The organism is Comamonas koreensis (genome assembly GCF_014076495.1).
Lineage (GTDB): Bacteria > Pseudomonadota > Gammaproteobacteria > Burkholderiales > Burkholderiaceae_C > Comamonas > Comamonas squillarum.
In genome coordinates this window covers 4,549,215-4,572,489 of the sequence record NZ_CP043575.1, presented here as the reverse complement: position 1 = coordinate 4,572,489, position 23,275 = coordinate 4,549,215, and the positions used below count along the sequence as shown (strand labels likewise).

At 63.9% G+C, this 23,275-nt stretch carries 20 protein-coding genes and 1 tRNA gene; 9 read left to right on the top strand and 12 right to left on the bottom strand.

Annotated features, from left to right (window positions below; all coding sequences use genetic code 11):
• Position 1 precedes the first annotated feature (1 nt).
• From F0Q04_RS20850 to F0Q04_RS20840, 3 genes are all read left to right on the top strand, one after another.
• On the top strand, positions 2-793 hold the full coding sequence (locus F0Q04_RS20850; protein WP_182343295.1) for a hypothetical protein: 792 nt from the start codon (positions 2-4) through the stop codon (positions 791-793).
• A gap of 223 nt (positions 794-1,016) precedes the next feature.
• Positions 1,017-1,496, top strand: a complete 480-nt coding sequence (locus tag F0Q04_RS20845; RefSeq protein ID WP_182343293.1) for a hypothetical protein — start codon at positions 1,017-1,019, stop codon at positions 1,494-1,496.
• Positions 1,497-1,574: 78 nt separating this feature from the next.
• Entirely contained in the window at positions 1,575-1,793 is a 219-nt protein-coding gene (locus F0Q04_RS20840) for a helix-turn-helix transcriptional regulator (protein ID WP_182343291.1), read from the top strand.
• Here the strand turns inward: F0Q04_RS20840 and F0Q04_RS20835 are convergent.
• From F0Q04_RS20835 to F0Q04_RS20810, 6 genes are all read right to left on the bottom strand, one after another.
• Positions 1,783-2,985 (bottom strand): tyrosine-type recombinase/integrase, encoded by a 1,203-nt coding sequence (locus F0Q04_RS20835; protein ID WP_182343289.1) that lies wholly within the window; start codon positions 2,983-2,985, stop codon positions 1,783-1,785. The two genes, F0Q04_RS20840 and F0Q04_RS20835, sit on opposite strands and share 11 nt — an antisense overlap.
• Positions 2,986-3,162: 177 nt before the next feature.
• Positions 3,163-3,250, bottom strand: a tRNA-Ser gene (locus tag F0Q04_RS20830).
• A gap of 68 nt (positions 3,251-3,318) precedes the next feature.
• The gene (locus F0Q04_RS20825; protein WP_116927008.1) at positions 3,319-4,977 is read right to left on the bottom strand and encodes a Na/Pi cotransporter family protein; all 1,659 of its coding nucleotides are present in this window, start codon (positions 4,975-4,977) and stop codon (positions 3,319-3,321) included.
• 203 nt (positions 4,978-5,180) lie between these two features.
• Positions 5,181-5,699, bottom strand: coding sequence for a signal peptidase II (lspA, locus tag F0Q04_RS20820; RefSeq protein ID WP_116927007.1), 519 nt, complete (start codon positions 5,697-5,699; stop codon positions 5,181-5,183).
• Positions 5,699-8,554 (bottom strand): isoleucine--tRNA ligase, encoded by a 2,856-nt coding sequence (gene ileS, locus F0Q04_RS20815; RefSeq protein ID WP_182343287.1) that lies wholly within the window; start codon positions 8,552-8,554, stop codon positions 5,699-5,701. The genes lspA and ileS overlap by 1 nt, the downstream gene beginning before the upstream one ends.
• Before the next feature lie 149 nt (positions 8,555-8,703).
• Positions 8,704-9,744: a bifunctional riboflavin kinase/FAD synthetase gene (locus tag F0Q04_RS20810; protein WP_116927005.1), complete on the bottom strand. Its 1,041-nt coding sequence runs from the start codon at positions 9,742-9,744 to the stop codon at positions 8,704-8,706.
• 202 nt (positions 9,745-9,946) lie between these two features.
• On the opposite strand from F0Q04_RS20810, the gene F0Q04_RS20805 reads away from it, so the two are divergent.
• Positions 9,947-10,504, top strand: coding sequence for an HNH endonuclease (locus F0Q04_RS20805; protein WP_027010515.1), 558 nt, complete (start codon positions 9,947-9,949; stop codon positions 10,502-10,504).
• An 84-nt stretch (positions 10,505-10,588) separates the two neighbouring features.
• Here F0Q04_RS20805 and F0Q04_RS20800 read toward each other — a convergent pair whose 3' ends face one another.
• Positions 10,589-11,908: a methyltransferase gene (locus tag F0Q04_RS20800; RefSeq protein WP_116927004.1), complete on the bottom strand. Its 1,320-nt coding sequence runs from the start codon at positions 11,906-11,908 to the stop codon at positions 10,589-10,591.
• A 120-nt stretch (positions 11,909-12,028) separates the two neighbouring features.
• Here F0Q04_RS20800 and purN point away from each other — a divergent pair, with 120 nt between their 5' ends.
• Complete coding sequence (gene purN / locus F0Q04_RS20795) at positions 12,029-12,610, top strand: phosphoribosylglycinamide formyltransferase (protein WP_116927003.1); 582 nt, start codon at positions 12,029-12,031, stop codon at positions 12,608-12,610.
• Between the two features lie 16 nt (positions 12,611-12,626).
• Here purN and F0Q04_RS20790 read toward each other — a convergent pair whose 3' ends face one another.
• On the bottom strand, positions 12,627-12,872 hold the full coding sequence (locus F0Q04_RS20790; RefSeq protein ID WP_116927002.1) for a DUF1653 domain-containing protein: 246 nt from the start codon (positions 12,870-12,872) through the stop codon (positions 12,627-12,629).
• Positions 12,873-12,997: 125 nt separating this feature from the next.
• On the opposite strand from F0Q04_RS20790, the gene F0Q04_RS20785 reads away from it, so the two are divergent.
• A complete protein-coding gene (locus F0Q04_RS20785) occupies positions 12,998-14,962 on the top strand; it encodes a M48 family metallopeptidase (protein WP_182343285.1) in 1,965 nt (654 codons plus the stop codon).
• 45 nt (positions 14,963-15,007) lie between these two features.
• Positions 15,008-16,279, top strand: coding sequence for an RsmB/NOP family class I SAM-dependent RNA methyltransferase (locus F0Q04_RS20780; RefSeq protein ID WP_182343283.1), 1,272 nt, complete (start codon positions 15,008-15,010; stop codon positions 16,277-16,279).
• A 64-nt stretch (positions 16,280-16,343) separates the two neighbouring features.
• On the opposite strand, the gene F0Q04_RS20775 is transcribed toward F0Q04_RS20780, so the two are convergent.
• Positions 16,344-16,724, bottom strand: a complete 381-nt coding sequence (locus F0Q04_RS20775; protein WP_182343281.1) for a hypothetical protein — start codon at positions 16,722-16,724, stop codon at positions 16,344-16,346.
• 258 nt (positions 16,725-16,982) lie between these two features.
• On the opposite strand from F0Q04_RS20775, the gene F0Q04_RS20770 reads away from it, so the two are divergent.
• Positions 16,983-18,518, top strand: coding sequence for a PLP-dependent aminotransferase family protein (locus F0Q04_RS20770; RefSeq protein WP_420093965.1), 1,536 nt, complete (start codon positions 16,983-16,985; stop codon positions 18,516-18,518).
• Between the two features lie 118 nt (positions 18,519-18,636).
• Here F0Q04_RS20770 and rpmG read toward each other — a convergent pair whose 3' ends face one another.
• From rpmG to trxB, 3 genes are all read right to left on the bottom strand, one after another.
• Entirely contained in the window at positions 18,637-18,807 is a 171-nt protein-coding gene (gene rpmG, locus F0Q04_RS20765; RefSeq protein WP_021026858.1) for a 50S ribosomal protein L33, read from the bottom strand.
• 11 nt (positions 18,808-18,818) lie between these two features.
• The gene (gene rpmB, locus F0Q04_RS20760) at positions 18,819-19,052 is read right to left on the bottom strand and encodes a 50S ribosomal protein L28 (protein WP_021026859.1); all 234 of its coding nucleotides are present in this window, start codon (positions 19,050-19,052) and stop codon (positions 18,819-18,821) included.
• A 265-nt stretch (positions 19,053-19,317) separates the two neighbouring features.
• Entirely contained in the window at positions 19,318-20,271 is a 954-nt protein-coding gene (gene trxB, locus F0Q04_RS20755) for a thioredoxin-disulfide reductase (RefSeq protein WP_021026860.1), read from the bottom strand.
• A 515-nt stretch (positions 20,272-20,786) separates the two neighbouring features.
• Between trxB and F0Q04_RS20750 the strand changes: the two genes are divergently transcribed.
• Complete coding sequence (locus F0Q04_RS20750) at positions 20,787-23,195, top strand: DNA translocase FtsK (protein WP_182343279.1); 2,409 nt, start codon at positions 20,787-20,789, stop codon at positions 23,193-23,195.
• Positions 23,196-23,275: the final 80 nt, after the last annotated feature.

Below are 23,275 nucleotides of genomic sequence, written 5' to 3'. Positions count from 1 at the left end.
CATGGAAAAAAATGAAACCACAGAGCAAATGAAAGCTCGCTGGGCGCGAGAGCAGGTAGCCGACCGGGCCGCAGTCTCTCTGGGCCTGGCCCGTCAAACCAAGCAGCGCGGCATCATGTATTGGACTGGCAACGGGGAGCAGTTCCGGACTGGGTACTGGGCTGGTAGGGAAGAAACCCAGGCCATCGCTGTCCTGACGACTGTAGCCCTGGGAAAGCCGCCAAAAGCGATCACTGCCAGCCTCATGATTGACGACGGCGGCGAACGGCCAGCGTATTGCGTGATGGCCGCATACTCCAGTGAGGCCGATGCTAGAGCTGCACTTGCGACCCTTTCCGCAGCACCGGCAGAGGCGCAGGCCGAGCAGGTGGCGCTACAGATGTGCAGCGAGCTCAAGCCGCGCTCGGAATCTGAAAAGGCCGCATACCTTGCCGGTGTGGCTGATGGTCGCATGTACGCAGAACGCGATGCCGACACAGCACCCAAGGCCCAGCCCGCTGATGCGCCCATTGCGTACCTGCAGCAATCCGACCAGCACTTGCTGCACCGCTTCATAGAAACGACAGAAGACGACGAGAGCTTCGATATCGGCAAGGATGCCGTAAAGCGGCTGGCAAACCTTGGCGTAGTTGAGAGCTGCGGCTTCGGGCGGTATGGCGTCACGATGTTTGGCTATTGGGTGCATGAGCACTATTGGCACCAAAACCCATCTTTGCCGCTGAAAACCAATGCCGACCGCGACCGGGAACACCGCGCCGCCATGGCTGCAGCCCAGGAAGGCGGCAAAGCATGAATACAGTGCAAACCAAAATTAGTGCCTGGGAGCCTGTCTCGCACCGCACACGGAGTGGTGAACGCTGGCAGCTCATTCGCCATAACAGCGTGTTCTTCCGAAGCCGAGAGGTAATGCTCGGAAAAGGCGGGGACGCACGCTGCTGGAGATCGCAGGCAGCCGCCCAGGCAGTCGCGGATATAGAGAACGCCGCCATGGCTGCAGCCCAGGAAGGCAGCAAGCAATGACGAAACTGCACAGCCGCGCCATGAAGAGCGGACTCTACCGCAAGGCGGCGCCGATGATGGCGCTGATGGTGCGCAAGAACATGGAGGCCGAATACACCAGCGTGGGGCTGCACTGCGTGCAGGCCGATCACCAATCAAACCAGACTGAGCTGCTGGCCCGCCTGGCCTACCTGCTTGGGATGGGCGCAGAAATTGCGCGAGCCATTCCGGTGGCCGGCGACAACCGGCCAGGCCTGCACCAGGCGCTGGCCACCGTGGTGGAAATGGCGGTGGACGGGCACCGCTGGGATTCCAGCTGGGGCGCCCAGCTGTCGCTGGCCGCCGATATCAGCATTGACCTGTTTTGCAGTTACTCCAACCTGGCCCGAAGGTTTGAGCCTGGTGCGCGCCTGCTGTCGCAGCAGGTGATGGCCGGCACGGTGAGCGCCGATGTAATCAGGCCTGTGGAATTCCCGAGCGGGAATGAAATGGTCTAAGTGGTAGGCCTGGCCGCTGAATATTCCCGCTCGGGAATACCAGCGGGATCAACGAAGCGCAATTAGGGAGAAATGGCCATGGGCATTTACCGCATGAACAAAGAAGAAGTACTGGCAGAAATGGACGTAGCCGAAATGACGCTGCGCAACCTGATCGAAAACCACGGCTTCCCACACCCGCGCAAGGCGGGGCCCCAAAAGCTGTTCTGGCTGGTCAGCGAGATTGTGACCTGGCTGGAGAGCTGCCCTAAGGCTTGGGGTGGGGAGGGGGCAGAAGCGGGCAGCACTACAGGTTGAGCTGCGCAGGGGCCGCATAGTCGGCCCACTCTTGCATAATCACCGTCCTTTTTTCCAGCATATCGCCGCGTCTATACGCGGCTTCTGTTTTTGTATCGATGGAGTGCGCAAGGCAAAGCTCGATAGCATCCCGGTGGTGCTGGGTGCATTCGCCCGCCCAGTCGCGGAAGGTCGAGCGGAAACCATGCGGCACCGCCTCGGGATGGTGCCGGCGCATGACTGCGGTCAGGGCCATATCAGAGAGCATCCCCCCTCGATTGGACGCAAACACCAGATCATCCGGCGCGCCCGGCTTCCGCTGCTGCAGCAGCGCAACCGCCTGGCGAGGCAGTGGCACCCGGTGTGGCCGATCCATTTTCATGCGGGCGGCTGGCAACTGCCATATGCCGGTAGAAAGGTCTAGTTCGCCCCAACGCATGCCGCGCAGTTCGCTGGATCGGGTGGCCGTCAATATGAGCATTTGCAGTGCGCGTGCGCTCTCCCCTTTCACACCGCAGATGCGTTGATACACAACCGGAAGCTCGGCGAATGGAACAGCCGGGTGATGTTGAACCGGGGCGATCTTCTTGGGGTCGGCCAGGATGTGTTCCAGCTGCCCACGCCACCGTGCAGGATTGGCGCCGGACCGGTGGCCATGCGCAGTTGACCAATCCATGATCTGCTCGATGCGGCCCCGCACACGGCTGGCGGTCTCTGTCTTCGTGTGCCAGATTGGGGCCAGAACTTTCAGCACATGAGATTGATCGATATCCGCCACGTTGAGCTGGCCGCAAATGGGAAAAGCGTACTTCTCAAGGGTGTTGCGCCACTGCTGCCCGTGCTTGATATTTTTCCAGGTGGCTTCATGCTCGGTAATGAAAAGATCGGCAGCTTGAGCGAATGGCATCTGTCGGGCAACGGCGAGCCGAGCGGATTCGCGCAACTCTGCGCGTGCCTGCAGTGGATCGCTGCCGCCCATGCGCAGGTTCAGCGCAGCGCGCGCAGCTTCGCGGGCTGCAGCAAGGCCCACTGCGGGATAACTTCCCAGGCCCATGCGCCGGCGTGAGCCCTGGTGCGTGTACCGATAGACCCATACGCGCGACCCGCCAATGATCTGCAGGTATAGACCCATCACACCGCCAACGGCGTGGGCACCTTCCTCTCGCAAGCGAGACACTTCGAGGGCAGTCTTTTCTAAAATTCTTTTCGGCATGAGGCAAATCTATAGGCCAACATCTAGGCCATAAAAATTTAGATTGAGCGGTTACAGGATTTGTGCGGGTACTGGATATAACAACAGTAAACACAGCGTAACACGTTGCCGAATATAGAGCAAGAGCCCGAAAATGGGCAAGAAAAAAGCACCCTCGCTGGGGTGCTTTTGCTGTTCTGGCGGAAGCTCAGGGATTCGAACCCTGGAACCCTTTCGGGTTGCCGGTTTTCAAGACCGGTGCAATCGACCACTCTGCCAAACTTCCTGGAGGCTGCTGGGCGGAGTGGTCGCCTCGCAGCATCAGGGATTGTATGCGAATTCCGGCCCGCCGCCTCAGTGGCGGGCGGGCTCCGGGTCGTCCTTGAGGCGGCTGTGGGCCAGCGCGCCAGCGGCTTCCAGGATCGGGTAGGCGACCGAGCACAGCAGCGAGTTGATGCGCTTGAGGTCGCTGATCAGGTCGATGTGCAGCGAGCTGGTCTCGATGCTGGGGACGGTGTTGTGCGACAGGCGCTCCAGGTGCGAGGCGGAATAGGCGAGCTCCAGGTCGCGGAAGCGCGCTTTTTCTTCGAGCAGCTTTTGCGCATCGCGCACATTGCCCGAGAGGAACACGCTCATCGCCAGGCGCAGGTTGTCCAGCAGGTGGGCGTGCAGCTCGTTGATCTCTTCCATGCCCTGCTTGCTGAACTGGCGGCGCTTCTTGATCTTCTTGTTTTCGACGTCGGTCAGCACGCGCTCGATGATGTCGCCGATCTGCTCCATGTTGATCGTGAAGTTGATCACTTCGGTCCAGCGCTGGCTCTCGCGTTCGTCCAGTTCGGCGCGCGAGATCTTGGTCATGTAGTACTTGATGGCCGAGTACAGCTCATCGACCGTGTCATCGAGCTTGCGCAGGTCTTGCGACAGCTGCTGGTTGTCGGTCTGTACGACGTTGTGCAGGCCGATCAGCATGGATTCGACCACATCGGCCTGGTGCAGCGCTTCACGCGCGGCGCAGGAGATGGCCAGCGACGGGGTGGACAGGGCCGATGCGTCGAGGTGGCGTGGGCGCTGGGGGCCCTTGTTGGCTTCTTCCTTGGGCAGCAGCTTGCGCATCCAATCGCCGATCACGCCGGTAAACCAGATAAAGCCCAGGGTGTTGAGGATGTTGAAGGCCAGGTGGAACAGCACCGCCGAGCGGCCCGCATCATTGATGTAGGGCATCGCATAGGTAGACCACAGACCGACGAAGGGCGCGACGATGGCCACGCCCATGATCTTGAAGACCAGGTTGCCAATGGTGACCTGGCGCACTTCGATGCTGGATTTGGCCGTTTGCAGCACGGCCAGCACACCGCTGCCCAGGTTGGCACCCAGCACCAGGCCCAGGGCCATATCGCCGGTGATGGCGCCCGACGCGGCCATGGCCGCGATCAGCAGCACGATGGCGAGGCTCGAGTAGGCGATGACAGCCAGGATCGCGCCCAGCAGCAGCTCCATGAAGAAGTCGCTCTTGACGCTGACCAGCAGGGTGCGCACGGCCTCGGACGCAAGCAGCGGCTCGGTGGCCTCGACGATCAGGCGCAGCGCCAGCAGCATCAGGCCCAGGCCGATAAAGACGCGGCCCACCCGTCCGGGCGTGGAATCCTGCTTGGAGATGAACAGCACGACGCCCGAGAAAATCAGCAGCGGCGAGAGCCAGGACAGGTCGGTGGAGAACAGCACCGCCATCAAGGCGGTGCCCACGTCGGCGCCGCGCATGACCGACAAGGCGGCGGTGAGCGGTATCAGGCCCTGGCCGACGAAGGACGCGGTCATCAGGGAGGTGGCACTGCTGGACTGGACGAGGGCCGTGACCCCGATGCCCGAGAGCATCGCGGTAAAACGGTTGCTCATACTGCGCGCCAGCAGGTTGCGGAGGTTGGCGCCAAAGACGCGCAGCACCCCTGTGCGCACCATATGAGAGCCCCACACCAGCAGCGCAATGGCGGCAAGAAGATTGAGCAAGTGTTTCATAAGGCGAACCGGACACTATACCCCTGATAAGCGCGCTGCGCTGTAGGGCGAATGCCAATGTGTCTCTTTTTATGCAGGCCAGGCGGTGATGGGCGCCTGGCAGCGGCTGTTGCGGAGGCGGGTAGGCCCCCGATAAAAAACACCGCCGTCGCATGGCGAGGGCGGTGCCTGGGTATTGACTATAGATGCGGCGGAAAGCCTGATCAGCCCTTTTCGCCCCGGCGCATGCGCAGCAGCTCGTCCAGAATCAGCAAGAAGGCGCCCAGGCAAATGGCCGAATCGGCCAGGTTGAAGGCTGGGAAATGGCTGCCCATCCAGTGGAAGTCCAGCATGTCAACCACATAGCCGTGGCGCATGCGGTCGACCACATTGCCGATGGCTCCGCCCATGATGCAACTGAGCGCCAGGCAAAACAGGGCCTTGTGGCTGTGGCGGTAGAGCTGCCAGACGATGACGGCCGTCACCACCACCCCAATGCCGGTGAACAGCCAGCGCTGCCAGCCGCCGGCGCTGGCCAGGAACGAGAAGGCCGCGCCAGGGTTGTGCGCCCGCACGATGTTGAAAAAGCCAGTGATCGTGGTGTAGTCGCCCAGCTGGTAGTGGGCCAGGATCCATTCCTTGCTCCACTGGTCCAGCCAGAAAATCACCGCAGCAATCACCAGCCACAGCACAAACCGGCCTTTGCCGGCGCTGCCCACAGCAGGGGTGGCGGCGGCGTTCATCAGGCCATCAGGCGGGTTTCACCCGCGCCATGGAGGTTGCTGTCGCAGCGGCCGCACAGGGTGGGGTGGGCCGGGTTCTGGCCCACATCGTCGCGGTAGTGCCAGCAGCGCTCGCACTTGGCCTTGTCCGATGGGTTGACGGCCACGCTCAGCGCATCACCGGCGGCCACCGTGGCGGCCGACGTGATCAGCACAAACTTCAGGTCGTCGGCCAGGGTCTGCAGCAGCGCCAGGTCTTCGGGCTGGGCGCTGATGGCCACTTCGGCCTGCAGCGATGCGCCCACCTTGCCATCGGCACGCAGGGTTTCGATGTCCTTGTTGACCACATCGCGGATCTCGCGGATGCGCGCCCACTTGGCCAGCAGGGCTTCGTCGCCGGCGGGCAGGTCGCAGAAGGTCTCCAGGAAGATGGTCTCGCTGCTGCCGACGATTTTCCAGGCCTCTTCGGCGGTGAAGGACAGGAAGGGCGCCATCCAGCGCAGCATGGCCTGGGTGATCTGGTGCAGCGCGGTCTGGGCCGAGCGGCGCGCCAGGCTGCCTTCGGCGCTGGTGTAGAGGCGGTCCTTGAGGACATCCAGGTAGAAGCCGCCCAGATCCTCGGAGCAGAACAGCTGCAGCTTGGCCACCACCGGGTGGAACTCATAGACCTTGTAGTGTGCCAGCAGCTCGGCCTGGAACTGCGCCGAGCGGGCCAGCGCCCAGCGATCGATCTCCAGCATGTCCTCGTAGGCCACCGCATCCTTGGCGGCGTCGAAGTCGCTGATGTTGGCCATCAGGAAGCGCAAGGTGTTGCGGATGCGGCGGTAGGCATCGACCACGCGGGCGAGGATCTTGTCGTCTATACCCAGGTCACCCGAGTAGTCGGTCGAGGCCACCCACAGGCGGATGATCTCGGCGCCCATCTTGTTGCTCACATCCTGCGGTGCCACGGTGTTGCCGACCGACTTGGACATCTTCTTGCCCTGGCCGTCAACAGTGAAACCGTGGGTGAGCAGGCCCTTGTAAGGCGCGCGGCCAAAGATGGCCGAGGCCAGCAGCAAGGAGCTGTGGAACCAGCCGCGGTGCTGGTCATGGCCTTCCAGGTACAGGTCGGCCTCGGGGCCGCTGTCATGGTGGTGCTCGGCGTGGGTGCCGCGCAGCACATGCCAGAAGGTCGAGCCCGAGTCGAACCAGACTTCGAGGATGTCGGTGCTCTTGGTGTAGAGCTTGGCTTCGTCGGCGCCCAGGATCTCTTCACCGGTCACGCGGCTCCAGGCCTCGATGCCGCCCTTGGCAACGATTTCGACGGCCTGGTCGAGGATCTCCATCGTGCGCGGGTGCAGCGCGCCGGTGTCCACATGCAGGAAGAAGGGGATGGGCACACCCCAGCTGCGCTGGCGCGAGATGCACCAGTCGGGGCGCCCGGCGATCATCGCGCGCAGGCGTTCCTGGCCGTTTTCCGGGTAGAAGCTGGTGTGCTCGATGGCGTCCAGCGCGATCTGGCGCAAGGTCTGTGCGGGCTTTTGGGCCGGGTCGGTGAACACGCCTTCGCCTTCGTCCATGCGGATGAACCACTGGGCGGCGGCGCGGTAGATCACCGGCGTCTTGTGGCGCCAGCAATGCGGGTAGCTGTGGGTGATGGTCTTGGTGTCCATCAGGCGGCCGGCAACCTTGAGCGCGTCCAGGATGACGGGCACAGCCTTCCAGATGTGCTGGCCACCGAACAGCGGCAGCTCGGGCTCATAGACACCATTGCCCTGCACTGGGTTGAGGATGTCCTTGTAGTCCATGCCGTTGTTCACGCAGGAGTTGAAGTCATCCAGGCCGTAGGCGGGCGCCGAGTGCACGATACCGGTACCGTCGTCGGCCGTGGCATAGTCGGCCAGGTAGACGGGCGAGATGCGGTCATAGCCCTTGTCCACATGGGCCAGCGGGTGCTTGAAGGGCATGTGGTCCAGCATCTTGCCGGGGGCCGATGCGATCACCTGGCCTTCGATGCCCCAGCGCTCCATGCACTTGTCGACCAGCGCGCTGGCCAGGATCAGCAGGCCGCGCTCGGTATCGACCAGGCTGTATTCCAGATCGGGGTTGACGTTCAGGGCCTGGTTGGCCGGGATGGTCCAGGCCGTGGTCGTCCAGATGACGATGAAGGCCTCCTTGTCCAGCTTGGCCAGGCCAAAGGCGGCTGCCAGCCGGGCCGGGTCGGCCGCCGGGAACATCACATCCAGCGTCTGGCTTTGCTTGTCGGCGTATTCGATCTCGAACTCGGCCAGCGACGAGGCGCAGTCAAAGCACCAGTAGACGGGCTTGAGGCCCCGGTAGACAAAGCCCCGCTCCATGACCTTCTTGAGTGCGCGCAGCTCGCCCGCCTCATTGGCATAGTTCATGGTCTTGTAGGGGTGGTCCCAGTCGCCCAGCACGCCCAGGCGCTTGAAATCCGCCATCTGCTGGCCGATCTGCTCGGTCGCAAACGCGCGGCTCTTGGCCTGCATCTCGTCACGGGGCAGATTGCGGCCATGGAGCTTTTCGATCGCGTTCTCGATCGGCAGGCCGTGGCAGTCCCAGCCTGGCGCGTACAGCGCGTCATAGCCTTCCAGTTGGCGGCTCTTGACGATCATGTCCTTCAGGATCTTGTTGACGGCGTGGCCGATGTGGATCTTGCCGTTGGCGTAGGGCGGGCCGTCGTGCAGGATGAACTTGGGCGCACCGCTGCGCGCATCCCGCAGGCGCTTGTAGATGCCTTGGTCCTCCCAGTCCTTGACCCAGCCGGGCTCGCGCTTGGGCAGATCGCCGCGCATCGGAAACGGGGTGTCGGGCATGTTCAAGGTGGCGCGGTACGCAGAGGCCTTTTCTGCGGGGGACGATTTGTCGGACATAAATACCTTCAAAGCAAAACATGGTCCTGATCCGGGCGGGGTGATCATGCCGGTCAGTGGAAAAATGTATAGCGCAGAAGCGTTGTCTGACGTGCACGTGGTGCAGGCGAGTGCGGACTTCTGCGCGGCACGGCGCAGTCAAGTCAGCGTCAAATTCGGTCGCGCGTGGTCTGGCGACGGGTTTCGGCGTGGCTCGCCGTATGGAAGAAGGCACGGGCATCCGCGCAGTCCTTGGCAATCCCTGTGGTCAGGGCGTCCAGACTGTCGTATTTAAGCTCGTCGTGCAGTTTGTGTAGAAGTTCCACTCGGATGATTTTACCGTATGCCCCGTCTCCACCCAGTTCCGCGGGCCATTGCAGGCAATGCGTCTCCAGCAGCACGCGGCCGCCGTTGACATCGTTGGGGTCTAGCGAGGGGCGCACGCCCAGGTTGGCGACGCCGGGCAGCGGCTGGGCCGACAGGCCGTGCACCAGCACCACAAAGATACCGCTGGCAGCGGGTTTCCAATGGTCAAAGCGCAGGTTCAAGGTGCGAAAACCGTCGCCCGCGCCCGCGCGGCTTTCGGCTAGTTGCCGGCCCAGCTTGCGGCCGTGCACCACATGGCCCGATATCGCATAGGGGTAGCCCAGCAGCTTGGCCGCCGCCGTCATCTCGCCCTGGCCCAGCGCCTGGCGCACTGCCGTGCTGGACACGCGCAGGCCATCGGACTCGTAGCTGTTCATGCGCGCCACATCAAAGCCCTGTTTGCGGCCGGCCTCGACCAGCATCGCGTAGTCGCCCGCGCGCTGGTGGCCAAAGCGGAAATCATCGCCCACCAGCAGGTAGCCGGTGCCCAGCCCCTTGAGCAGCACATCGCCGATAAAGGCCTGCGGGGCCTGCGCAGCCAGCCGCGCATTGAAGGGCAGCACAATCGCCTGGTCAATGCCGCATTGGGCGAGCTGGTCGAGCTTATCGCGCAAGGTGGAGATGCGGGCGGGCGCCAGGTCGGGCTTGTTCAGCACTTGGGCAAAGTAGTCGCGCGGGTGGGGCTCGAAGGTGAGCGCGCAGCTGGCCAGACCCCGGCGCTGCGCTTCGCTGCGCAGCAGCGCCAGCATGGCCTGGTGGCCCCGGTGCACCCCATCAAAATTGCCAATGGTCAGGGCGCAGTGCCGGGTGACCTCGGGGTGGTCAAGTCCTCTGAAGATTTTCATCTTTGCTTTGTTTTTTGTAGCGGCTTGCGCTTTCGAGCCGCGCGCTGGTGTGCAATTTCACAATAAAAGTGTATATTGACCATTATGACTTGGTGCCCGGGTCTGCGTGCAGCATGTGCGTGGGTCGCGGCATTTTTCGTGGCCAGGCGCCGCGCGGGTCAACGGTATTTCGGTTCAATTCCCAATGCGCAGGAGGCCCATTGTGAAGGTGTTGAAGTTATCGGCAAGTGGCGTTCCGCAATCCTGGATCACGTTGCAGGAGGCGGTGACGCACTACGCAGCAGGTGATGTGCGCTGGGAGGCGGGCTCGAGTGTGGCCTGCTTCCGCGGCGGGCATAACGCCATCACCGGCCTGCAGTCACGCATCGAGGTGGCCAGCATCATCGGCACCCGTGGCAAGCCTGGTATCGACCCCTTTGCGATGCGCATGACGCTCACCAACAGCAAGCTGTTTGGCCGTGACCGCCATATCTGCGCTTACTGCGGCGAGCATTTTGACGAAGAACACCTGACCCGTGAACACGTCATTCCGGTGTCCCAAAAGGGGCCCGATACCTGGATGAATGTGGTGACGGCCTGCGCCTCCTGCAACCACCACAAGGCCGGCCGCACGCCCGAGCAGGCGCATATGCCGCTGCTCTATGCGCCCTACACCCCCAGCCTCTGGGAAGACTTCATCCTGCGCAACCGCCGCATCCTGACCGACCAGATGGAGTTCTTGATGGCCCATGTGCCCAAGAGCTCACGTCTGACGGCTTGAGTGCTGTCTTCGCCACCCCCAGCAAAAAGGCCTTGCCGCAAGACAAGGCCTTTTCCTTTGGCGGACTCTCAGAGCGGTGGGCTATCAGGCCTCCTTGGGCTTGTAGGCGGTGACCACAAAGCCATCGACGGCCTGGCCCGCTTCCATGCGCAGCTCCACATCGCGCGTGTCGACACGGTCAAAGCCGGCAGCCTTGGCCAGGCGCACGGTGCTGCTCAAGGTGTGGGTGTAACGGCCAAAGGGCTGCAGCTGGCTGTCCGGGCCGGTGACATCACCGTGCTCACACGAAAAGATCAGCACGCCGCCGGGGGTCAGCACGCGGTAGGCATCGGCCAGGGTTTGCTGCAGGTCGCCGACATAGATCAGCACATCCAGCGCGGTGATGGCCTCGAAGGTGTTGGCCGGGGTGGCCGCCAGCGCTTCGAGCAGGTTGACCTGGTGGAACTTGTAGTAGACCTTGTGCTTGGCCGCTTGCTCGAGCATCTTGGCCGACATGTCCACACCCAGGATGTAGCCGTCGATCGCGCCCAGCGTCGCACCCAGCAGGCCGGTGCCGCAGCCCAGGTCCAGCAGGTTGAAGCGGCGGTCCGGGAAGATCTGCAACAGCTGGTCGGCCACCTGCTTGGGCAGGCTATAGGCCAGATGGCGCACCATATGCATGTCATAGACCGAGGCCATGCCATCGAACATGTGGGTGGTCAGCTCGACCGGCACATGCGCGGGCACCTGGCCCTGGGCCAACTGGTGGTAGTACTGGTAGATCTTGTCATCGGGCTGCAGCGCCAGCAGTGCCGTGGTATCGGGCAGGGCGTCCTGCATGGTGCCACGCGCTTGCAGCATCTGCACCCGGCCGATACGGGCCAGGTGGTCTTTCGGATCTTCGTCGATCAGCGGGCCAAACACGGCCAGCGCATCGTCGTACTGGCGCACGGTGCCCAGGTCAACCGCCAGATGGCGGCGCAAGGTGCGGTCACCAGGAATCAGCTGCAGTGCGCGTCGCAGGTGGCGGATGGCCATCTCGGTATTGCCAATGCGGTGTGCAATGTCGACGACGCCGGCAATCACCTGGGCATTGTTGGGCTCCAGCGCAATGACCTTCTCTGCCGCTGCCATGGCCTCGTGCTCGCGGTTATGGCGTGCATACAGCAGCGCTTGCTCCAGCAGGCCAGGCGCCCAGTCGGGAGCCAAGGTCACACTGCGCTGCATTGCATCAAAGGCACCTTGGAGGTTGCCCGATTTCTCTGCCATCAAACTGGCGAGCACAAAAAGGCGTGCATCGCGTGGCGCACGCTGGCGTGCGTCGTTAAGGGTTTGGGCTGCACCCGTGAGGTTGCCCACAGAAATCTGGTGGCGGGCGGTTTCGAGGAATTTGCGAATCGGATCGACAGGTGCTTTTGCGCTCATGGAGTAACTGCGGGCGAGCCCGTAAACGTGGCTGTGAATTCAGTAAAGCCTTTGATTATCCGCCATTTGAGGCCGCGGCGTGTTTCGGGACGTTCGCCGCCCTGCGATAATGCCGCCTCCATGAAAAACATCGTCATCCTGATCTCCGGCAGCGGCTCCAATATGGCAGCCATCGTGCGAACCGCGCAGCAAGAGCGCTGGCAGGAGACCCTGGGGGCGAGGGTGGCGGCGGTGGTCAGCAACAAGGCGCAGGCCGGCGGCCTGCAGTTTGCCCAGCAGCAGGGCATTGCCACTGCCGTGGTAGACCACCAGGCCTATGACAGCCGCGAGAGCTTTGACGCAGCGCTGATGCAGTGCATCGATGCCCATGCCCCTTCGCTGGTGGTACTGGCCGGTTTCATGCGCATTCTGACCCCCGGTTTTGTTGCGCATTACAGCGGCCGGCTCATCAACATCCACCCCTCGCTGCTACCAGCCTTTGCCGGGCTGCACACCCACCAGCGCGCGATCGATGCGGGTTGCAAGTTTGCCGGCTGCTCGGTGCACCAGGTGACCGCCGATCTGGATGCCGGCCCCATCCTGGAGCAGGGCCTGGTGCCCGTGCTGCCGGGCGACACGGCCGAGCTGCTGGCCGCGCGCGTGCTGGTGCAAGAGCACCAGATCTACCCCAAGGCGGTGCGCGCGCTGTTGCAGGCGCGCTGAGCGCTGCGCAACGCGGTCACACCTGGTCAGGCGTCTCGGTCTGTGGCGTATAAGCCGCAAACCGGGGCTGGCGCTGGCCGCCTAGTTCGACCTCTTCGCTGAACATGGCCGCTGGCCGCACCCACCAGCCGTAATCGCCATACAGCGCTTGGTAGACCACCAGCCACTCGCGTGTCTCGCTGTGCCGGGCCAGCTGCCAGACCTGGTAGAGCCGGCCTTTGTAGTGGCGGTAGAGTCCGGGCGAAATAGCTGGTGCTGGCATCGGGTGCTGTTCCATAATCTGAAAAAATAACCAAGCCTAGCAGATGCGCCCGCCTGCACATGCCGACATGGCCCGTGCGCGCCAGGTACCAGCGCTGCGCGGCCAGAACCTGTTCGGAGGGTGGGGTGGAGCAGATAGATTTTGTGCAGCGGGTCGATGCCTATACGCGCGCCGCTGCATCAGAGCCGGCGGTCTTCCGCCGCCATGTCTTTGGCATGCTGCTGCTAGCGGGGCTGTGGATCTGGGGCGGTCTGCTGCTGGGCCTGGTCTTGCTGGCCTGGTCAGTGCTGTCCTTTGTCTACCTTGGATTCCATGGATTGCAGATCTTTGGGCTGTTTGCCGGCTTGGCACTGCTGCTGAGCGTATTGCGGTTGACGCGCTCCGACTGGGTCGCGCCCGAGGGCATCGCCGTGCCCGCTGCTGAATGCCCGCGCCTCTTTGAGGCGCTCGAGCGCGTGCGCCAGAAGGTGCGCGGCCCCCGTATCTCCCAGCTGGTGATCACCGAAGACTATGGCCTGCGCATTGCGCAGCAGATGCGGCTGGGCGGCTTGCTGCCGGCGCGCTACCACCTGCTGCTGGGCCTGCCGCTGGCGATGGCGATTGACCGGCCGCGCCTGGTGGCCCTGATTGCGCAGGAATACAGCCATCTGCGCCGCCGCCAGGGCTGGCTGCAGGCTGCGGTCTACCGCGCCCGCCGCCGCCTGCAGGGGCTGCATGAGCGCCTCGCCGATGCGCGCCAGATGACGCACCTGGGCTGGGCCAATGAGCGCTTCATGCGCTGGTATTTGCCGCGCTGGTGGGCGGCCAGCTTTGTGGTGGCGCGGCAGGACGAGGCCGTTGCCGACCGCATGGCGGCCCGCTGGGTCAGCAAGCCGCTGATGGGCGAGGCGTTGTCCGAGGTGGCGGTGCGCGGGCGCTGGTTCCGCGAACAGTTCTGGACCATGCACTGGTTGCGCGCGCGAGAGCTGGCCTCGCCGATCGGGCCCTTCAGCCTGATGGCCGGGGTGATGAACCACAGCATGGATGTCAACTGGGTCTACCAGGGCTGGAAGCAGGAATACCATGCGCCCGCCAGCTACCAGGACACGCCCCCCAGCCTGCGCGAGCGCCTGCGGGGCCTGGATGTGCCCCCGGGCCTCACGCCCATGTCCAGCAGCAACTGCCTGGCCTGGCTGGGCAAGCGCTCGGAGCGCTGGATCGAGCTGCTCGACCAGCGCTGGTGTGTGCGCCATGGCCATGACTGGGTGGCCTACCGCCAGATCCTGAGCGCCTCGGCCGCACGCGTGGCCGCGCTGATGCCGCGCGAGCCTTACCTGGATGCCGACCAGCTGGTGGAGCTGGGCTGGCAGCTGCAAAGCACCGCCTTGCAGCACCAGGATGCCCCCTTGCCGATCTACCAGCGCGCGCTGGAGCTGGAGCCGGGCAATGCCCGTGCGCTGGCCGCCTGCGCCAGCCTGCACATGGGCATGGACTGGGAGGCGCAGCTGCAGTACCTGGCGCAGGCTTTTGCGCAGCTGCCGGCCATGGGTGCGGCCTGGTGCCAGCTGGCTTCGGGCGTGCTCGATGTGCTGGAAGACGAGGACTTTGACGAGGCCTCGGTACGCCAGCTGCGCAGCGACTGGCGCGCACGCGAGGCGCTGGCCCGCACGCAGCTGCAGGCGCTGCGCGATGAGCGCCTGGCGCAGGGCAGCCTGCTGGGCGCGCGCGCCTGCACCGCGCTGCCGCATCCGCTGTGGGCCTCGGAGCTCGCGGCACTGCAGCTGCATCTGCAGCACTGCCCGCGCTTGCGCCGTGCCTGGTTGCTGGCGCGGCCGCTGCGCAGCTTGCCGGGGGCCTATGCGCTGGTGCTGGTGCTCGACCGGCCCGGCGTGCACTACCAGGACAACAAGCGTCTGGAGCTGCAGTGGCGCGGCTACTTGGAGCGCGAGCTGCTGCTGTGCAAGCTAGTGCCGCTATGGATCACGCATGTCGAGGAGCTGGGCCCCACCGCGCTGCGCCAGCTGGCGGCCATGCCCTGGGGGCTGGTCTATGACCGCACCGAGCAGCCCGGTGGCGCGCCCAGCAGCGGCACAGCGCCGCTCACCGGTTAGCCGGGCCTGGCGCCCGGATACTGGCGCAGTGGGACAATAGCGGCTATGCACCCCAAAGCCCTTTTAGATGCCTGCGCCGAGCTGGTCGCGCAGGCCCTCACCTTTGAACACCCGGCAGACGCCGTGGTGTCGCGTTATTTCCGTGAACACCGCAACCTGGGCCCGCGCGAGCGTGGCACGCTGGCCGAGACGGTGTACACCGTGCTGCGCAAGAAAACGTTGTTTGAATCGCTGGCCCGCTCGGGCAGCGGCGCGCGCGCGCGCCGCCTGGCCATCCTGGGCTTTGCCGGCCCGCGCAGCTTTGTCAAAAGCGCGCTCAGCGACCAGGAAGTGCAATGGCTCGACGACTGCGACGCGATTGCGCCGGCCAGCCTCATGCCCCAGCACCGCCACAACCTGCCCGAGTGGCTGGTCGAGCCGCTGCAGGCCCAGGTGGGTGAGCAGTTCGAGCAGCTGGCCGCCAGCATGCTGGAGACGGCCCCGCTGGATCTGCGCGCCAATGCGCTGCTGACCAAGCGCAGCGAGCTGCAAAAAGAACTCAAGGAAGCGGGCATCAAGGCCGAGCCCACCCCTTATTCGCCCTGGGGCCTGCGCGTGGCCGACAAGCCTGCGCTCTCGCGCCTGGAGGCCTTTGTCAAAGGCCGGGTCGAGGTGCAGGACGAGGGCTCGCAGCTGCTGGCCCTGCTGCTGGACGCCAAGCGCGGCGAGATGGTGACCGATTTTTGTGCCGGCGCCGGCGGCAAGACCCTGGCCATTGGCGCCACCATGCGCAGCACCGGCCGCCTCTACGCCTTTGATGTGTCGGCCCACCGCCTGGAGGCGCTCAAGCCGCGCCTGGCCCGCTCGGGCCTGTCGAATGTGCACCCGGCTGCGATTGCGCATGAGCGCGATGAGCGGGTCAAACGCCTGGCCGGCAAGATGGACCGCGTGCTGGTCGATGCCCCCTGCTCGGGCCTGGGCACCTTGCGCCGCAATCCAGATCTGAAATGGCGCCAAAGCCCCAAGGCGATTGAAGAGCTGACGGCCAAGCAAACCGCCATTCTGGCCAGCAGTGCCCGCATGGTGAAGTCCGGCGGCCGCCTGGTCTATGCCACCTGCAGCATCCTTCCCGCAGAGAACGAGGCGATTGCCGAGGCCTTTGCCGCCGCCCACCCGGACTTTGTGCCGATGGATGCCGGCGAGCTGCTGGCAGGCCTGAAGGTCGAGCACGCCGCCAGCCTGTGCAGCGGCGGCGACAGCGGCAGCCTCTACCTGCGCCTGTGGCCCCACCTGCACCAGACCGACGGCTTCTTTGCCGCCGTCTGGCAGCGCAAGTAAGGCAGTCAGTCCAATAAGGCATAGGCCACCAAGGCGATTGCGCCTTGGCAGGCTGCCTCAGCTGTCAGCCTTTCCAGCCCAGCCAGTCGGCCACACTGCGCCAACCGGCGCGCCAGCCCGCATAGGCCTGCACCTGCACCAGCAATTGGGCGGGCTGCACGCCTTGTGCTTGCAGCCAGTACCAGCCCGCATGGGCGCCATTGCAGTGCGGGGCGTCTTCGGCCACCAGGCGCAGCGCGCTGTGCCAGGGCGAGCTGATCTGCAGCTGCCCGGCGCGGCAGTACAGGCTGCTGCCCGCCTCCAGATACAACCATTGGCCCTGGCCTGCACGCAAGGCCAGGCTGCTGCTGTGGATGCCTGGCTGCGCGGGGGCGCTGGTCTGGGCCTGGGAGGCGGCGCTGCCTGGCAGGGCGGAGGTGAGGCGGGCGGTGGTGCTGGTGGTCATTTTTGCGCTTTCCTGAGCGTGGCAGAACAGGGCTCTAGCGTAAAAAAATGCAGTGCAACGCAACAGACACAGTCTGCACCAGGGTCGGGCGGAACAGCGCAAGCACAAAGGGTCTGTTCTGGTTCAAAATCGCAGTTTCTGTATCTGTTCTGTCAGGGTTGAACCTGAGACCATAGCGCTGCGAATGGGAACCTGGCCCTGGCCACTGCGGTGGCGCACAAGGGTGATGGACAGGTTCCCGGAACCAGGAGTCCTGCTGTGCAGCTGTTAGATGAGAGTCTGTGTGACATCCCCGAGAGCCATTCCGTAGACGCGGCAGGCAGCCCGCCCGCAGACGATGCGTTTTTGTACGAGCGCATCGCCGCGCATTTTGAGCAGGCGATTGCCCAGCAGACCCTGGGTGTGGGGGCGCGCATGCCCTCGGTACGCGATATCCGGCGCCAGCACCATGTCAGCCACAGCACGGCGCTGCAGGTGCTGCGCGTGCTGGAGTCGCGCGGGTTGATCGAGGCGCGGCCGCGTGTGGGCTACTTTGTCAGCGACAGGGCTTTGCAGATGCCCGCGGCGCGCGAGCCGCTGCAGCTGGGCCCTTTTCCGATGCAGGACCACCGCTTTGAAGGCATTGGCGAGCGCGCGGCCGAGTATCTGAACAAGGCGCGCCTCAAAGGGCCGCTCAAGGTAGACCTGGGCAGCGCCATGCCCGCGCCCGAGCTGTTCGATGCCAAACTGCTCAACCAGCTGGCCGTGGCCTTGCTGCGCGAGCAGCCCCAGATCCTGGTCCATGGCCCTTCGGCGCCTTTCACCCATCCGGATTTTCAGGCCTCGATGGCGCGCTACGCGCTGGGCTTTGGCGTGCGCCTGGCGCCGATGGACATTGCGGCGACCTTTGGCAATTCCGAGGCGGTGAACTTGGCGCTCGATGCGCTGACCCAGCCGGGCGATATGGTGGCGATTGAGTCGCCCACCTTCTACGGCATCCTGCAGGCGATCGAGGCCAAGAAGCTGCAGGCGCTGGAGATCCCGTCGAGCCCGCACACGGGCATGTCGATCGAGGCGTTGGAGCTGGCCTTGCGCACCCACCCCAACCTCAAGGCCGTTGTTGTCGTGCCCCATCTGCAGATGCCCCAGGGCGCCACCATGCCTGACAGCCACAAGCGGCGCCTGGTGGCCCTGTGCCGCGAGTACCGGGTCGCGCTGATCGAGGACGATATCTACCGCGAATTTGTCGAATCCGACGAGGTGCTCAAGCCCTGTAAGGCCTGGGACACCGATGGCTCGGTGATCTATTGCTCCTCGCTGTCCAAAAGCTATGCGCCGGGCCTGCGCCTGGGCTGGATGAATGCCGGGCGCTGGCAGGAGCGGGTGCAGATGATCAAGTTTGCACGCTCGCGCAACCTGCCGGTCTGGCCCCAGCTGCTGGGCGCACGCACGGTGGGGTCACCGTCGTACATGCGGCACCTGGTGCGCCTGCGCCAGCAGCTGCGCGTGCAGCGCCAGGCCGCGGCGCAGGCGGTGGCGCGCTATTTTCCGATTGGCACGCGCCTGAGCCTGCCCGCGGGCGGCCTGAGCATCTGGCTGGAGCTGCCCGAGCAAATCTCGTCCAGCCGCCTGTACGACGAGGCGCTGGCCGTGGGCATCCGCGTGGCGCCTGGCGACATGTTCAGCAACACTGGCCATTACGACCACTTTCTGCGGCTGAGCTGCGGCATGCCGTTTACCGACGCAGTGGACGAGGCCTATCGCAGCCTGGGGCGCATGATGCATGCGCAGCTGGGGCTGCCGCCCAGGGCTTGATGCCGAGGCGCCGTGGGCGTGCTGCCTAGAAAAACCGGACGCAAAAAAACACAAAGGACACCGAGGTGTCCTTTGTGGTGTTTGCATGCCACCAAGTCAATGGCGGCGTACAGGCTGATTACTTCAGCTTCACTTCCTTGTAATCCACATGCTTGCGAGCCTTGGGATCGAACTTCGTGATCAACATCTTTTCAGGCATTGTCTTCTTGTTCTTGGTGGTCGTGTAGAAGTGACCGGTGCCGGCTGTCGATTCCAGCTTGATTTTTTCGCGTCCGCCTTTGGATGCCATGGTGATACTCCTTAAGCTTGGCCACGTGCGCGCAGGTCTGCGAGCACAGAATCAATACCGTTCTTGTCGATCAGACGCAGAGCGGCGCTGGAAACACGCAGGCGAACCCAGCGGTTTTCAGTTTCCACCCAGAAACGGCGATATTGCAGGTTCGGCAGGAACCGGCGCTTGGTTTTGTTGTTGGCGTGGGAAACGTTGTTTCCCACCATGGGCTTCTTGCCCGTTACTTCGCAAACGCGTGCCATCAGGACACTCCGAAAGTTTTAACAGCTGCTTGCCCTGTCCGCCTCGTTAAAAGCAGCGCGGCTTGCAGCCTCACCTCGCCAATCAAAGGGTGGCGGTAGCCCATGTTCACAGCCGGGTCGGCTCAGTGGTGCAAGACCGCTGGCAAACCTGCCGTAGTTTCCTGTTCACGCGCCGAAGATTGCGAATTAGCAAAAGGCGGCAAGCAGCAAAGCCAAGGATTATAGCCTGAAAGCAAAATTCGGGCTATGCCCCTGGCTTGCGGGCTTATTCCTGTTCCAGGAAGCGCTGGGCATCCAGCGCAGCCATGCAGCCCGTGCCCGCGCTGGTAATGGCCTGGCGGTAGACATGGTCTTGCACGTCGCCAGCCGCGAAGATGCCGGGCACGCTGGTTTGTGTGGCAAAACCGCCACGGCCCATCTGGGTCACCAGGTAGCCGTTTTCCATCTCCAGCTGGCCTTGGAAGATGTCGGTATTGGGGTGGTGGCCAATGGCGATAAAGCAGCCTTGCAGCGCGATGTCCTCGGTGTGGCCGTCTTGCGTGCTCTTGATGCGGATGCCGTTGACGCCCGATTGGTCGCCCAGCACTTCATCGAGCGTGAAATGGGTCTTGAGCTCGATCTTGCCTTCCTGGACTTTCTCCATCAGCTTGTCGACCAGGATGGGCTCGGCCTTGAACTTGTCGCGGCGGTGCACCAGCGTCACCTTGCTGGCGATGTTGGACAGGTAGAGCGCTTCTTCCACGGCGGTGTTGCCGCCGCCGATCACGCAGACGGGCTGCTCGCGGTAGAAGAATCCGTCACAGGTCGCGCAGGCCGACACGCCACGGCCCATGAAGGCCTCTTCGGTGGGCAGGCCCAGGTACTTGGCCGATGCGCCGGTGGCGATGATCAGGCTGTCGCAGGTGTAGGTGCCGCTGTCGCCCTTCAAGGTGAAGGGGCGCTTGCTGAAGTCGACCTGGTTGATGTGGTCAAAGATGATCTGGGTCTTGAAACGCTCGGCATGCTCCAAAAAACGCTGCATCAACGCCGGGCCTTGCACGCCCATCACATCGGCGGGCCAGTTGTCCACTTCGGTGGTGGTCGTCAGCTGACCGCCCTGGGCCATGCCGGTGATCAAGACGGGATCGAGGTTGGCACGCGCCGCATAGATGGCGGCGGTATAGCCCGCAGGGCCCGAGCCCAGGATCAAAACTTTGGCATGTTGGTGGATGGCAGACATAGAACTCCTATCGCATTCAGGGGGCAGCTGCGGGGCAGCCGCGAATCAGTGAGCAGGCTGGCGCATGGCGCTCAGCAAAACATGAAAGAGTATCAAACACTGGCCACCCTCTGTGGATGGCTTGTGTCAATGTCCTTGATTGTCGCAAGCCATCACAGCACCTGAGGACGCCCGGCGCTGCATTTGCGCGCCAATGACAACAATCGTTGCGGCGTGCTGGCGCAAGGGGTGGGATTGTAGGAAGATAGGTAGATTACAAAATGTTGCGTATTGCCAGGTGACAGGGGCCTAGCACCGGTTGCGAGCCATGCTTTTCGTGCATCAGATTTATGTTTTTATTGGGTATTTGTGCTGATGGCCACGGCCTGTCGCTGCGTGGGCGCCCCGCTCTGTGCCGCAGGGAGGCCCGCACTTTGCCTGAACTACCGCGTCGCACCAAGGCATCACCCGGCCCCAGGCGCCTGGCCTGCTATCGAATTTGCAATCCGCTTAGGGTAAGCTCTGGCTCTTAGGTTATGGCTTACTCATCAAAGAAATCAAAGACAGCACCCCAGACCGGCCATTCGCTGGTGATGGGGGTTCGCCGTTTTGGGCACGAGCTGGTGCTCATCGTCAGTTTTGTGCTGATGGCGTTTTGCGTGGCGGCCATGGTCAGCTACTCGCCCAAGGACCCGGCCTGGTCCACCTCGGGCACGCAGATGGCTGGCCATGTCAGCAACTGGATGGGTCGCCTGGGTGCGATGGTCTCTGACGGCGGCTATTTCATGGTGGGTTTTTCCGTATGGTGGCTGGTGGTGGCCGCCGTGCTGGCCTGGTTCTCGTCGCTGGCGCGCTGGCTGCGCGCCGGTGAGGCGCCACCCAACGATCCGCGCCCGCTGTGGCTGCGCCGCATGGTGTTCTGGGGCGGCCTGGTGGTGCTGCTGCTGGCCAGCGCTGCGCTGGAGTGGTCGCGCCTCTACCGTTTTGAGGCCAGCCTGCCCGGCGCTGCTGGCGGCGTGCTGGGCTTTTTGCTCGGCCCGTTGGCCGAGCGCTGGATGGGTTTTACCGGCTCGGGCATTGTCGGCGTGATGCTGCTGCTGCTGGGCCTTTCCTGGATTCTGGGCTTCTCCTGGGGCCAGATCGCCGAGAAGGTCGGTGCCGGGATCGAGCGTACTTTGCAAAAGCTGATGCTGCGCCGCGAAGCCGCTGCCGACAAGGCCGTGGGCAAGAAGGCAGCGCTGGCGCGTGAGGCCGAGGTCAGCAGTGCAGCCCCTGTGCCGATGGCCTCACGCCTGGTTCCAACCGGTGATGGCATGGACAGCATGCTGCCCGCTGCGCCGCGCAGCGCAGCGGTCGATTCGGGCCTGCATATCGCCCAGCCGCTCAAGCCCCAGGCGCAGCCCAGCGCCCGCGTGGTCAAGGAGCGGCAAAAGCCGCTGTTCAACGAGCTGCGCGACACGCGCCTGCCCCAGGTGGACCTGCTCGATGCGGCGCCCAAGACGCAGGAGAGCGTCTCCTACGAAACCCTGGAGATGACCAGCCGCCTGATCGAGAAAAAGCTCAAGGACTTTGGCGTCGAGGTGCGCGTGGTCGAGGCCGCACCCGGCCCGGTGATCACCCGCTACGAGATCGAGCCGGCCACCGGCGTCAAGGGCTCGCAGATCGTCAACCTGGCCAAGGACCTGGCCCGTTCGCTCTCGCTGGTGTCGATCCGCGTGGTCGAGACCATCCCCGGCAAGACCTATATGGCGCTGGAGCTGCCCAATGCCAAGCGCCAGACCATTCGGCTGACCGAAATCCTGGGCTCACACGAGTACCACGACGCCAAGAGCCTGCTGACCATGGGTCTGGGCAAGGACATCATCGGCAAGCCCGTGGTGGCCGACCTGGCCAAGATGCCCCATGTGCTGGTGGCCGGTACCACCGGCTCGGGCAAGTCGGTGGGTATCAATGCGATGATCTTGTCCGTGCTCTACAAGGCCGAAGCCAAGGATGTGCGGCTGATGATGATCGACCCCAAGATGCTGGAAATGTCGGTCTACGAAGGCATTCCGCACCTGCTGTGCCCGGTGGTCACCGACATGAAGCAGGCGGCCAACGGCCTGAACTGGTGCGTGGCTGAGATGGAGCGCCGCTACAAGCTGATGAGCAAGCTGGGCGTGCGCAACCTGGCGGGCTACAACACCAAGATCGACGAGGCCAAGGCGCGCGAGGAGAGCATTCCCAACCCGTTCAGCCTGACGCCCGAATCCCCCGAGCCCCTGCAGCGCCTGCCGCATATCGTCGTGGTGATCGACGAGCTGGCCGACCTGATGATGGTTGTCGGCAAGAAGATCGAAGAGCTGATTGCACGCTTGGCGCAAAAGGCGCGCGCTGCTGGTATCCACCTGATCCTGGCCACTCAGCGCCCCAGCGTCGATGTGATCACTGGCCTCATCAAGGCCAATATCCCTTCGCGTATCGCGTTCTCGGTGGGCTCCAAGATCGACAGCCGCACTATCTTGGACCAGATGGGCGCCGAGGCGCTGCTGGGCATGGGTGACATGCTCTACATGGCCAGCGGCACGGGCTTCCCGGTGCGGGTGCATGGCGCCTTTGTGTCTGATGAGGAAGTGCACCGCGTGGTCAGCTACCTCAAGGAGCAGGGCGAGCCCGACTATATCGACGGTGTGCTCGAAGGCGGCACCGGCGAGGGTGATTCCGGCTTTGGCGATGAGGAGGGCGGCGGCAGCGGTGAGAAGGACCCGATGTACGACCAGGCCGTCGAGATCGTGCTCAAGGACCGCAAGGCCAGCATCTCCTACGTGCAGCGCAAGCTGCGCATCGGCTACAACCGCTCGGCCAACCTGCTCGAAGAGATGGAGCGCGCCGGCCTGGTGAGCGCCTTGACCGGCAGCGGCCAGCGCGAAGTGCTGGTGGCCCACCGTCCCGGCGGTGAAGAATAGCGTAGCGGCGGGTAAACATTCGCAAAGCCAGCGCCTTGGCGGCCCACAGCGGGCACTTGTGGCCCGCTGCCGCACTCCAA